This is a genomic window from Streptomyces sp. NPDC059695, from assembly GCF_042733785.1.
Lineage (GTDB): Bacteria > Actinomycetota > Actinomycetes > Streptomycetales > Streptomycetaceae > Streptomyces.
The window spans coordinates 202275-214295 of the sequence record NZ_JBHWFF010000009.1; the positions used below are offsets into that span (position 1 = coordinate 202275).

10 protein-coding genes and 1 riboswitch are annotated in these 12021 nt (G+C 71.1%); of the genes, 4 read left to right on the plus strand and 6 right to left on the minus strand.

The features are described 5' to 3' along the window. Window positions 1–172: 172 nt before the first annotated feature. The 5 genes from ACFV2S_RS14255 to ACFV2S_RS14275 all read right to left on the minus strand — a co-directional run bounded on the left by ACFV2S_RS14255 (window position 173) and on the right by ACFV2S_RS14275 (window position 5864). On the minus strand, window positions 173–1936 hold the full coding sequence (locus ACFV2S_RS14255; RefSeq protein WP_385557671.1) for an ABC transporter substrate-binding protein: 1764 nt from the start codon (window positions 1934–1936) through the stop codon (window positions 173–175). 111 nt (window positions 1937–2047) lie between these two features. Next, window positions 2048–3076: an ABC transporter permease gene (locus ACFV2S_RS14260; protein ID WP_385557674.1), complete on the minus strand. Its 1029-nt coding sequence runs from the start codon at window positions 3074–3076 to the stop codon at window positions 2048–2050. A gap of 362 nt (window positions 3077–3438) precedes the next feature. Continuing rightward, on the minus strand, window positions 3439–4230 hold the full coding sequence (locus ACFV2S_RS14265) for an enhanced serine sensitivity protein SseB C-terminal domain-containing protein (RefSeq protein WP_385557677.1): 792 nt from the start codon (window positions 4228–4230) through the stop codon (window positions 3439–3441). Between the two features lie 79 nt (window positions 4231–4309). Beyond that, window positions 4310–5050 (minus strand): enhanced serine sensitivity protein SseB, encoded by a 741-nt coding sequence (locus tag ACFV2S_RS14270; RefSeq protein ID WP_383801194.1) that lies wholly within the window; start codon window positions 5048–5050, stop codon window positions 4310–4312. Between the two features lie 154 nt (window positions 5051–5204). Further along, the gene (locus ACFV2S_RS14275; protein ID WP_383798338.1) at window positions 5205–5864 is read right to left on the minus strand and encodes an AAA family ATPase; all 660 of its coding nucleotides are present in this window, start codon (window positions 5862–5864) and stop codon (window positions 5205–5207) included. 162 nt (window positions 5865–6026) lie between these two features. Then, a riboswitch (glycine riboswitch) is annotated at window positions 6027–6126 on the plus strand. 161 nt (window positions 6127–6287) lie between these two features. On the opposite strand from ACFV2S_RS14275, the gene gcvT reads away from it, so the two are divergent. The 4 genes from gcvT (at window position 6288) to ACFV2S_RS14295 (ending at window position 10701) form a co-directional block, all read left to right on the plus strand. Further along, window positions 6288–7412, plus strand: coding sequence for a glycine cleavage system aminomethyltransferase GcvT (gene gcvT / locus ACFV2S_RS14280; protein ID WP_385557681.1), 1125 nt, complete (start codon window positions 6288–6290; stop codon window positions 7410–7412). A gap of 77 nt (window positions 7413–7489) precedes the next feature. Then, a complete protein-coding gene (gcvH, locus tag ACFV2S_RS14285) occupies window positions 7490–7867 on the plus strand; it encodes a glycine cleavage system protein GcvH (RefSeq protein WP_329850412.1) in 378 nt (125 codons plus the stop codon). A gap of 32 nt (window positions 7868–7899) precedes the next feature. Next, window positions 7900–9168, plus strand: coding sequence for a serine hydroxymethyltransferase (gene glyA / locus ACFV2S_RS14290; protein WP_093873992.1), 1269 nt, complete (start codon window positions 7900–7902; stop codon window positions 9166–9168). A 162-nt stretch (window positions 9169–9330) separates the two neighbouring features. Next, on the plus strand, window positions 9331–10701 hold the full coding sequence (locus ACFV2S_RS14295) for an L-serine ammonia-lyase (RefSeq protein WP_385557685.1): 1371 nt from the start codon (window positions 9331–9333) through the stop codon (window positions 10699–10701). Window positions 10702–10774: 73 nt separating this feature from the next. Here ACFV2S_RS14295 and ACFV2S_RS14300 read toward each other — a convergent pair whose 3' ends face one another. Further along, on the minus strand, window positions 10775–11995 hold the full coding sequence (locus ACFV2S_RS14300; protein WP_385557688.1) for an FAD-dependent monooxygenase: 1221 nt from the start codon (window positions 11993–11995) through the stop codon (window positions 10775–10777). Between the last annotated feature and the right edge of the window lie 26 nt (window positions 11996–12021).

Genomic DNA, 12021 nt, shown 5'->3' on the forward strand with positions numbered 1-12021 from the left:
CGTGCCGACGAGCAGCAACGCGCCGACTGCCACGAGCCGTCGGAATAGTTAGCCACGAAGGCGGTCGGCCGGTCGGCGGCCGGGACCCCGATCGGGTTCCCCGGCCGCCGGGGCGGCCATCACCTGCCCTTCGGACCTGGCGGCGGGTGGTGCGCCGGTGAAGCGGGTCGGATTACTTGACGACGCCGAGCGACGCGTAGTCGTAGCGGCCGTTGTAGGCGTCCGCCGTGTAGACGTTGGTCAGCCGGGAGCTGCGCCAGATGATGTTCTTCTCGTGGGTGAAGGGCAGGTAGACCGCGGCCTCCGACACCTTCGTGTTGATCTGCTTGTAGAGCTCGCCGGCCTTGGTCGGGTCGGTCTCCTTCAGCGCCTGGTCGAACAGGCCGTTGACGGCCTTGTCGTTCAGCTCCGAGAAGTTGTTGTTACCGCTCTGGAGGATGAAGCGGCCGTCGACCAGCGGCTGGAGGAAGCCCTGACCGGTCGGGAAGTCGGCGCCCCAGCCCATGATGATGATGCCGTAGCCCTTGTCCTTGACGACCTTCGGCGAACCGATGATGCCGGACGTCTGGGCGCCGTCGAACTGGTCGATCTGGGCGTCGATGCCGACGGCCTTCAGCGACTGCTGGAGGGACTCGGCGGTCGCGATCTCGATCTTCTTGTTGTTGCGGACCGCGATCGTGGTCTTGAAGCCGTTCGGCTTGCCGCACTTCTTCAGCGCGTCCTTGGCCTTGGCCAGGTCCGGGGCGCCACCGAGCTTGCCGTACGGGTCGGCCTTCGGGTCGGCACCCTTGATGGCCGGCGGAAGCATGTTGGAGGCGATGTCGCCACCGGCCTGCGGGCCGCCACGGGCGGTCTGGAGGGACTTCGAGTCGGCGGCGTAGATGATCGCCTTGCGGCACTCGATGTTGGGGATCACCGTCTGCGGGAAGACCGCGTAGCGGATGAAGCCCGTCTGCGGGTTGTCGACGTTGCCCTTGTGCTGCTGGAGCACCTTCTGGCGCGCGGCGGCGCCGACACCCGTGGCGTTGATGTCGAGGTCGTACTCGCCCTCGACCAGACGGTTGTCCATGTCGTCGGCGTTCGTGGTGAACGTGACGCTGATCTTGTCCGGCAGGGCCTTGCGGACGGTGTCCGTCTTGGCGTCCCACTTGTCGTTGCGGACGAGCTTGATGGACTTGTTCGGGGTGTAGGAGTCCCACTTGTACGGGCCGGAGGAGAAGGGCTTCAGGCCGTACTTGGCCTTGGTGTCCTTGTCCTGGCGGACCGGGGAGGCGGCCGGCATGGCCAGCATCTGCAGGAAGTCGCCGTTGGCGACCGGCAGCTTGAAGACGATGGTCTTGTCGTCCGGGGTCTCGATCGCCTTCAGGCCGAGCTTGTCCGCGGAGGTGTCCTTGTACGGGCCCTTGTACTCGCCCTTGGGGTCGAGGACCTGCTGGAGGTAGATCGGGCCGCCGGAGATGACGTCCTGGGCCCAGATGCGCTCGATGCCGTACTTGATGTCCTTGGAGGTGATCGGCTTGCCGTCCTCCCAGGTCACCCCGTCCTTCAGCGTGAAGGTGTAGGTGAGGCCGTCGGCCGAGACCTTGCCGGCGTCGGTGGCGAGGTCCGGGACCAGCTCGGTGGAAGCGGCGCCCGGCTCGGCCTTGAAGGTGACGAGCTGGCGGGTGTAGTAGCGGGCGAAGTCCCACACGAAGCCGTAGTAGCCGCGCTGCGGGTCCCAGTTGTCGGCCTCCTGCGAGCCGATGAACTTCAGCTCGCCGCCCTTCTTGTCGGACGCGTTGGCGACCTTGTTCACGGCGGCGTTGAAGCCGGCCGCGCCCGCCTTGCCCTTGTCGCCACCGTCGCCGTTGCCGCCGCCACAGGCGGTGGTGACGACCATCGTGGCCGCGGCAAGCAGCGCGCCCGCGGCGATTCTGCGCTGAGAGCTCTTCAGCATGGGTCCAGCAACCTCCGGGATAGTGGCGGGGCCGTCACGGCGGTCCGCCGATTGGGGTGGGCCTCCTGTCGCCTGCGGCAGGGGCGGGTCTTGCGTGTCGTCGGCGAACGATCAGCGGGAGCCCTTCGGGTCGAGCGCGTCACGCACGCCGTCGCCGAAGAGGTTGAACGCCAGAACGGTGATGAAGATCGCGAGGCCGGGGATCACCATGAACAGGGGATCCGACTCGTAGGTGGTGATGGCCGTCGACAGCATCTGGCCCCAGGAAGCGGTGGGGGGCTTCACACCCGCGCCGAGGAAGCTGAGCGCCGCTTCGGTGAGGATGTTGGTGGGGATCATGAGGGTCGCGTAGACCATGATCGGGGCGAGCAGGTTGGGCAGCAGCTCGCGGCGCAGGATGTAGAGGCGTCCCGCGCCCAGGCTCTGGGCGGCCTCGACGTACTCGCGGTTGCGCAGCGAGAGGGTCTGGCCGCGGACGATGCGGCCGACGTACGGCCAGCCGAAGAAGCCGATCACGACGACCAGCGCCGCGATGCGCACGCCCGATCCGTCCAGGCCGAGGAGCTCGTTGGGCAGCACCGAGACCAGGGCGATCGTGAACAGCAGCTGCGGGAAGGCGAGCATGACGTCCATGATCCGGCTGAGGGCCGCGTCGACCCAGCCGCCGAAGTAGCCGGCGATGACGCCGAGGACGGTGCCGAGGAAGACCGCGAAGACCGCCGCGAGGAAGGCGACGAGCAGCGAGATCCGGGCGCCGTAGACGATCCGGCTGAAGACGTCACGGCCGTTGACGGGCTCGACGCCGAAGAGGAAGTCGGAACTGACGCCGCCCCAGGATCCGATCGGCGTACCGAACAGCGGGTCGATCTGGTCCTCGTGGAACTCGTCCGGCGGGTGGCCCAGGAGGCCGACGATGACCGGCGCGAAGATCGCGACGAGGATCAGGAAGATCACGACGAAGGCGCCCGCGAGGGCCAGTTTGTCGCGCTTGAGGCGGGTCCAGGCGATCTGCCAGGGCGAACGCCCTTCGATCGCCTTGCCGGAGGCGCCGGAGCGGTCCGGAGTGCCGGGAGCGTCGGGCGCGCCGTCGACGGTGGCGGTCGCCTCGCCCGCACTCGTCTCGTGCAGTGGTGCCGTCATCGTGGTGAGGACCCCTCTCGGCCGCCGGTAGCCGGCCCTTGCCCGCCGCGGGTAGCGGCTCGGTGGAACAACCTGCTGGGCACCTGCTCGAAAGGAGCCGAACGCCCGGTGTTCCGGGGAGTCTTCAATGCGCTTGTGATCACCCGCCAGCCCTGACGGGGAATGTTTGCTCAAACGTGATGCGGTGCTGCGACTTCCGTTATCCGGACGTCGTGATCACCTGAGCGGACCAACCGGGGCCCTCTTCCCCGCAATCGGACATGTCGCTCAACTCATGCCGCGTCCTGTCGTATTGGGGTGAACGAAGGCCTCCGGAGCGGACTCCGGAGGCCTTTGCCGACAAGTGGGACACGAGGGACGTCTCAGTATCCGGACGGGGCCGGTGGCGGATATCCGTACCCCGGCACGGCGGCGGAACCCTGTCCGGCGTGCGCCTCCCGGTCGTAGAAGGGGCGCGCGTTCGCCCGCAGCCAGAGCGCCACCGGGTCGTACGCGTCGGAGAGGGCGACCGTCGAGACGGGCAGCCCGTCGGGGACGGAGCCGATCGACTGGCGCATCATCGAGCGGACCGTGTCGACGGCGGCGGCGGAGGTGTCGTACAGGTCGAGACCGATGGCGAGGTACGGGGAGCCGAGCGCCGGCTGTACCCAGCCGCGGCGCAGCGCCCGGACGGCCGGGGTGCGGTGCGCGTTCTGCGTGAGCAGGGCGTAGAACTGGGGGATCTCCAGGGCGGGCTCGGTGACGCGCAGCGGTCCGGCGGGCATCCGGTCGAGACCGGTGGCGATGCGGCGCAGGTCGGCCCAGGGGACGCCGACGCCGCCGCCGGGGGCGTGCGGATTGAGCCAGACACCCCAGCGGTCGGGGTAGAGCGCGCGGGCGATGTCACGGCCGGTGACGAGCTCGTGGGCGCGGTTCCAGCCGGAGGCGGCGAGCTCCTGGGCGGAGGTGACGCAGGGCGCGTAGCCGAAGCCGTCGACCTCCATGTTCCCGTACTGGGCGTCGGGCGCGCCGGGGGCGCCCTGCCAGAGCAGCATCCAGAGCTCGCCGTCGGCGAGGGCGTGCAGCAACTGCTCGTACGCGTCGTAGCGTCCGGGTGCCACCTGGCGCAGCATGTGCTCGACCGTCCCGGTCGAAGCGGTGCCTGACGCGCTCACCCTGTTTCCCGCCCCTCTTCCGTCCACCACGTACGTCTGTCCAGCGATCCAGTTCAGTTCAGCTTAAACAGGGGGCCGCTCACACGGCGGCGCGCTGGTAGAAGGGGCGCACCCGCTCCAGCATCCAGTCGCCGACCGGGTCCTGCGCCATGTCGAGCAGGATGAGGTTCACCGGCCAGGCGACCTCGATCCGGCCGAGGGCGCGGCCGAGGGCGTCCAGGGGGGCGTTCCGGTCGACGCCGTCCCAGCCGGTGAGCTGGACGCCGACGAAGAGGGCCGGTTCGGTGCCCTCGACGCTGGCGAGGACGCGGCGGGCGGTGGCGACGACGCCGGTGGCCTCGAACTCGGCGGAGGCGGCGGCGAGGAAGTCGACCGGGTCGTCCTGCCAGTCGGGCTCGAAGAGCCGGACGCGGCCGCCGCTGGCGGGGCCGTCGAGCGGGGTGCGGCCGGCGCGGCAGAGCTCGGCGACGGCGGGCGGGGGCAGCGGGACGCCGACGGTGCCGCCGGGGTTCACGGCGATGCCGAGCTGCGGGGGCAGACCGCGGGCGAAGTCACGGGCGGGGGCGACGGTGAAGGACATGTGGTCGCCGACACAGGCCAGGAGCTGCTGCTCGGAGCTGAAGACGGGGACGTAGGCCGCGCCGTCGATCTCCAGGGTGGCGAGGTCGAGTCCGGGGCTGTCGGGGCCGCCGCCGTTGGGCAGGGGCACCCAGACCGGGCTGCGGCCCAGTACCTCGACCAGCCGGCCGCCGGCCCCGGGGTTGCCGAGTGAGGCGGCAAGAACCTCTTCGAGCTCGTTGCCCGGCCACGTCACGTCCACGGTCGCGTTTCCCCTTCTCGCACGGCCTGCCGCACAGGCCGCCGGGCAGCACCCTAACGCCGCCCCGGCGCCGCCGTGGCCAAAAGGGAAGGGTACGGGCGTCCCGGGAAGGGGGCGGGACGCCGCGGACCCCCGTCCCGGGCCGGTCCCCGTGTCAGGCGGCCTCCCGGAAGCCGATCCGGTGGAGGGAGTCGGCGGCGTCCCGGTCGAGGAGGGTCACCGAGGCGCAGCCGTGCGGCAGGCTGCCGGACTCGGCGGCCCGCAGCAGCCGGCCGACGGCCCGCCGGTGGCGGGCGAAGGCGTACGCGGAGACGCCCCGGCCCCGGGCGTCCTGGCCGGCCCGCGCGGTGTCCGGGGTGACGTCGAGGAGGACCAGGTGCAGGGCCCTGCCGCGCCGTCTGGCCTCGCGGGCGAGCCAGCCGCGCACCCAGGACTGGGTGCCGCAGTCGTGGACGATCACGCTCGCGCCGGAGCGCAGGACGCGGCGCAGCCCGGCGTAGTGCGCGATCCGGACGAGGGGCCGGTAGACGGCGTACGGGAGGAGGCGCGGCATGCGGGCCTCCCAGCGCTCGCGGGCGTCCTGGGAGTCGATGCCGCCGTCCGCCGCGGCGCGCTTCATCAGGGTGGACTTGCCGCTGCCGGGCAGCCCGGAGACGACGACGAGGTCGCCGGCGCCGAAGGTGAGGGCGCGGGGGCCGCGGCCGCCGCGCTCGCGCAGGTCGCGCAGGAGCCGGCCGCGGCGGCTCCTGGCGCGGGCCCGCTGGGACGGTATGCCGGTACTGGTCGCGTATGCGCCGGTGTGCTGGATCCTCATCGCGCTCTCCCCCTGTCGGGTCTCAGGAGACCTGAGGAGACCCTTGCCCACGAAGTGTAAAGAATCGGTAATGCGACACAAGCGATTTGCCCCGCCGACACCGCATGCAATGATGTGCGCGCCAGGCGCGCACAGTCGCCGCACAATCGCATACCGGCCGCTCGAATCCGCGCGGGAGAGTTCCGGACCGCCGACGGCGTCCGGACGCCGAAGGAGCAAGACCCTCCCTTGAATCTCTCAGGCCCCGTACCGCGTGGATGAGGCAGATCTGAAAAGCGGGACACCCTGCCGTGTCCCCACCCAAGGTGCAAGCCGAGGATGCCCTCGGTGAACCTCTCAGGTTCCATGACAGATGGGGAGGACGTCCTCGCCCGTCATGTGTTTTCGTCACCGATCACGCCCTTGGGACCCGGGAGCCACCCCATGAGCACTGCTTCTCGTCTGACCGCCCTCGATGCCCTGCATCGTTCGCTGGGCGCGACCATGACCGACTTCGCCGGCTGGGACATGCCTCTCCGGTACGGCAGCGAGCGCGACGAGCACAACGCCGTCCGCACGAAGGCCGGCCTCTTCGACCTCTCGCACATGGGTGAGATCACGGTCACCGGCCCGCAGGCCGTGGAGCTCCTCGACCACGCGCTGGTCGGCAACATCTCGACCGTGGGCAACGGCCGCGCCCGCTACACGATGATCTGCCAGGAGGACGGCGGCATCCTCGACGACCTGATCGTCTACCGCCTCGGCGAGACGGAGTACATGGTCGTCGCCAACGCCTCCAACGCCCAGGTCGTCCTCGACGCCCTGACGCAGCGCGCGGCCGGTTTCGACGCCGAGGTCCGCGACGACCGTGACGCGTACGCCCTGATCGCGGTCCAGGGCCCGGAGTCCCCCGGCATCCTGAAGTCGGTCACCGACGCCGACCTGGACGGCCTGAAGTACTACGCGGGCCTGCCCGGCACCGTCGCGGGCGTTCCGGCGCTGATCGCCCGCACGGGCTACACCGGCGAGGACGGCTTCGAGCTGTTCCTGAAGCCCGAGCACGCCGAGGCCGTGTGGCGGGCGCTGACCGAGGCGGGCGAGGGCGTCGGCCTGATCCCGTGCGGCCTGTCCTGCCGCGACACGCTCCGCCTGGAGGCGGGCATGCCGCTGTACGGCCACGAGCTGACCACCGCCCTCACCCCCTTCGACGCCGGTCTGGGCCGGGTCGTGAAGTTCGAGAAGACGACCAACGAGGGCCGCTTCGTCGGCCGCGAGGCGCTGGAGAAGGCCGCCGAGCGCGCCGAGAGCGCCCCGCCGCGCAAGCTCGTCGGCCTGATCGCCGAGGGCCGCCGGGTCCCGCGCGCCGGCTTCCAGGTCGTCAAGGACGGCGAGTTGATCGGCGAGGTCACCTCCGGCGCCCCGTCGCCGACCCTCGGAAAGCCGATCGCGATGGCGTACGTGGACGCGGCGCACGCCGCGCCCGGCACCCCGGGTGTAGGGGTGGACATCCGCGGCACCCACGAGCCCTACGAGGTCGTGGCGCTGCCGTTCTACAAGCGCCAGAAGTGACGCAGTCGTCTCATCCCCGGTCTCATCCCGCGAGACCGACGTTCATCAGTACTCCCCCGATCCAGGAGAATCAGGTCATGAGCAACCCCCAGCAGCTGCGCTACACCAAGGAGCACGAGTGGCTGTCGGACGCCGAGGACGGCGTCTCGACCGTCGGCATCACGGAGTTCGCGGCCAACGCGCTCGGTGACGTCGTCTACGCCCAGCTCCCCGAGGTCGGCGACACCGTCACCGCGGGCGAGACCTGCGGCGAGCTGGAGTCGACGAAGTCCGTGAGCGACCTGTACTCCCCCGTCACGGGCGAGGTCGTCGCCGCCAACCAGGACGTGGTGGACGACCCGTCGCTGGTGAACACGGCTCCGTTCGAGGGTGGCTGGCTGTTCAAGGTGCGCGTCGCGGGTGAGCCGGAGGAGCTGCTCACCGCCGACGAGTACACCGCGTTCTCCGCCGGCTGAGACCGGGCCCGAGACCCCCAAGGGATCGATTCATGTCGCTTCTGAACACTCCCCTCCACGAGCTGGACCCCGACGTCGCCGCCGCCGTCGACGCCGAGCTCCGCCGTCAGCAGTCCACCCTCGAGATGATCGCCTCGGAGAACTTCGCTCCGGTCGCGGTCATGGAGGCCCAGGGCTCCGTCCTCACCAACAAGTACGCCGAGGGCTACCCGGGCCGCCGCTACTACGGCGGCTGCGAGCACGTCGACGTGGCCGAGCAGATCGCCATCGACCGGATCAAGGACCTGTTCGGCGCCGAGTACGCCAACGTCCAGCCGCACTCCGGCGCCTCCGCCAACCAGGCCGCCCTCTTCGCGATCGCCCAGCCCGGCGACACGATCCTGGGTCTGGACCTGGCGCACGGCGGCCACCTCACCCACGGCATGCGCCTGAACTTCTCCGGCAAGCAGTTCAACGTGGTCGCGTACCACGTGGACGAGGCCGGTCTGGTCGACATGGCCGAGGTCGAGCGCCTCGCCAAGGAGCACCGCCCCAAGGTGATCATCGCGGGCTGGTCCGCCTACCCGCGCCAGCTGGACTTCGCCGAGTTCCGCCGGATCGCGGACGAGGTCGAGGCCTACCTGTGGGTCGACATGGCCCACTTCGCGGGCCTGGTCGCGGCCGGTCTGCACCCGAACCCGGTCGAGTACGCGGACGTGGTGACCTCCACCACGCACAAGACGCTCGGCGGCCCGCGCGGCGGCATCATCCTGGCGAAGAAGGAGTTCGCGAAGAAGCTGAACTCCTCCGTCTTCCCCGGTTTCCAGGGCGGCCCGCTGGAGCACGTGATCGCGGCCAAGGCCGTCTCCTTCAAGGTCGCGGCCTCGGAGGAGTTCAAGGAGCGCCAGCAGCGCACCCTGGACGGCGCCCGCGCGCTCGCCGAGCGCCTGGTCCAGGACGACGTCACCGCCCACGGCGTCTCCGTCCTGTCCGGCGGCACGGACGTGCACCTGGTCCTGGTGGACCTGCGTGACTCCGAGCTCGACGGCCAGCAGGCCGAGGACCGTCTCCACGAGGTCGGCATCACGGTCAACCGGAACGCCGTTCCGAACGACCCGCGCCCGCCGATGGTCACCTCGGGTCTGCGCATCGGCACGCCGGCGCTCGCGACCCGCGGCTTCCAGGCAGAGGACTTCGCCGAGGTCGCCGACGTCATCGCCGAGACCCTGAAGCCGGGCTTCGACGCGGACAAGGCCGCCGCCCTCAAGGCCCGGGTGACCGCGCTCGCGGACAAGCACCCGCTGTACCCCGGCCTGAAGTAAATTTCGTACCCTTTTGTTCTGCGGCCCGTCTGCGGTCGTTCGTACGAAAGCTCCGGGGCACCGCGCACACTGGACAGTGAGCGCGGTGCCCCGCCCCTTGCTCAGCCCCCTCTGCACCACCCCGGCAGACAACGGCGTCCAGCCCCCACAAGGAGTCCTCCCGTGGCCATCTCGGTCTTCGACCTGTTCTCGATCGGCATCGGTCCTTCGAGCTCCCACACGGTGGGCCCCATGCGGGCTGCCCGGATGTTCGCCCGCCGGCTGAAGAACGAGGGCCTGCTCGCCCACACGGCGGCGATACGGGCGGAGCTGTACGGCTCGCTCGGCGCCACCGGCCACGGCCACGGCACCCCGAAGGCGGTCCTGCTGGGCCTGGAGGGCAACTCCCCGCGCACGGTGAACGTGGAGACCGCCGACGACGAGTTCGAGCGGATCAAGGCGAGCGGCCGGATCAACCTGCTCGGCGCGCACGAGATCCCCTTCGACTTCGACGCCGACCTGGTCCTGCACCGGCGCAAGGCGCTCCCGTACCACGCCAACGGCATGACCGTCTTCGCGTACGACGCGGAGGGCGGCCTGGTCCTGGAGAAGACGTACTACTCGGTCGGCGGCGGCTTCGTCGTCGACGAGGACGCGGTGGCCGGCGAGAACCCGATCGTCCCCGACGACACCGTCCTGAAGTACCCCTTCCGCACCGGTGACGAGCTGCTCCGCCTCGCGAAGGAGACCGGCCTGTCGATCTCCGCGATGATGCTGGAGAACGAGAAGGCCTGGCGCACCGAGGACGAGATCCGCGAGGGCCTGCTGGAGATCTGGCGGGTCATGCAGTCCTGCGTCTCGCGCGGCATGTCCCGCGAGGGCATCCTGCCCGGCGGCCTGAAGGTCCGCCGCCGCGCCGCGAACCTGGCCAGGAAGCTGCGCTCCGAGGGCGACCCGAAGATGCACGCGATGGAGTGGATCACCCTCTACGCGATGGCCGTGAACGAGGAGAACGCGGCCGGCGGGCGGGTGGTCACCGCCCCGACGAACGGCGCCGCGGGCATCATCCCCGCCGTCCTGCACTACTACACGAACTTCGTGCCCGGCGCCGACGACGACGGCATCGTCCGCTTCATGCTGGCGGCGGGCGCGGTCGGCATGCTCTTCAAGGAGAACGCCTCGATCTCCGGCGCCGAGGTCGGCTGCCAGGGCGAGGTCGGCTCGGCCTGCTCGATGGCGGCGGGCGCGCTCGCCGAGGTCCTCGGCGGCACCCCGGAGCAGGTGGAGAACGCGGCCGAGATCGGCATGGAGCACAACCTGGGCCTGACCTGCGACCCGGTCGGCGGCCTGGTGCAGATCCCGTGCATCGAGCGGAACGGCATGGCGGCGGTCAAGGCCGTCACGGCGGCGAAGATGTCGATGCGCGGCGACGGCAGCCACCTGGTCTCCCTCGACAAGGTCATCAAGACCATGAAGGAGACGGGCGCCGACATGAGCGTCAAGTACAAGGAGACGGCGCGCGGCGGTCTCGCGGTGAACATCATCGAGTGCTGAACCGTTCACCCGCGGCAACGGCCGGTCCCGGGGCTCCCGGGGCCGGCCGTTCCCGTCGCCGTCGCCCCGCGCCTCACGCCGGGGCCGGCACCACGCTCCGGCCCGTCTCGTGGGCGTACAGCATCGCCCGGTCGCGCAGGGCCGCGTGGACCGCCATGCGGGCGTCCCTGCGGCGCTGCGCCGGGCCGTCCGGCAGGTGCAGGATGCCGGCGTTGCCGCGCGAGCCGCGCTGGATCTCGGCCGTCCGCGGGATCCGCAGCGCCTGGTAGCGGTCGAGCCGGGCCGCGGTCGTCGCCGCCGCCGGGTCCGCCAGACAGGCCGCCAGGTCCATCGCGTCCTCGACCGCCTGGTTGGCGCCCTGCGCCATGAACGGCAGCATCGGGTGCGCGGCGTCGCCGAGCAGGGTGAGCCGGCGCGAGGACCACACGTCCAGCGGCGGCCGGTCGTGCAGCGCCCACTGGTGCGTCGACTCCACGGCCGCCACGACGTCCGCGACCAGACCGGTCCAGCCGCCGAAGACCGCGCGCAGCGCCTCCGGGTCGCCCGGGGCCGACCAGGACTCGCCGGGCGAGTCCGTCATCGGCACGGTGGCCGCGAAGCTCAGGTACTCCCCCGCCGCGACCGGGTAGCAGACGAAGTGTCCGCCGGGGCCGAGCCAGAGGCGCACCAGGGGCTCGCGGGCGGTGTCCGGGAGGGCGTCGACCGGCACCAGGCCCCGGTAGATGCCGAGCCCGGCGAACTCCGGCTCGTCGCGCCGGAAGGCCTCGCGGACCGTGGAGTGGATGCCGTCGGCGCCGACCACCAGCTCCGCCCCGCGGACCGTCCCGTCCTCGAAGGTCAGCCGGACGCCCTCGGGCGCGGTCTCGCGGGCCTCGCTCAGCCGCTCCCCGAGCTTGAGGGCGGCGGGGTCGACCAGCGACAGCAGCGCGTCGTGGAGGTGGGCCCGGTGCACCGCGTAGTACGGGGCGCCGAACATGCGCTCGCACTCCGCGCCCAGCGGCGTCCGCGCGATCGGCCGCCCGCTCCACCCCCGTACCTCCATGGCCTCGATGGCGACCGCCCGCTCGCGCAGGGCCGGGCCGAGGCCGAGCCGCAGCAGCGGCCGGACCGCGTTCGGCGAGAGCTGGACGCCCGCCCCGACCTCGGCGAGCCACCGCGTCTGCTCGTACACCGTGTACGGAATGCCCATGGAGGAGAGCGCACCGGCCAGCGCCAGGCCGCCGATGCCGGCGCCGACCACCGAGACGTGCGGCCGCTCCTCCGCCCCCCACTCGTCCAGATCCCCGAACCGCACCTTGAGACCGCCTTCCGCGTCGCTGC

Bases quoted from the DNA above. Each gene is read 5' to 3' on its own strand.
- glyA (WP_093873992.1), top strand. From the start codon at position 7,900: ATGTCGCTTCTGAACACTCCCCTCCACGAGCTGGACCCCGACGTCGCC.
- ACFV2S_RS14255 (WP_385557671.1), bottom strand. From the start codon at position 1,936: ATGCTGAAGAGCTCTCAGCGCAGAATCGCCGCGGGCGCGCTGCTTGCC.
- ACFV2S_RS14275 (WP_383798338.1), bottom strand. From the start codon at position 5,864: ATGAGGATCCAGCACACCGGCGCATACGCGACCAGTACCGGCATACCG.
- gcvT (WP_385557681.1), top strand. From the start codon at position 6,288: ATGAGCACTGCTTCTCGTCTGACCGCCCTCGATGCCCTGCATCGTTCG.
- gcvH (WP_329850412.1), top strand. From the start codon at position 7,490: ATGAGCAACCCCCAGCAGCTGCGCTACACCAAGGAGCACGAGTGGCTG.
- ACFV2S_RS14260 (WP_385557674.1), bottom strand. From the start codon at position 3,076: ATGACGGCACCACTGCACGAGACGAGTGCGGGCGAGGCGACCGCCACC.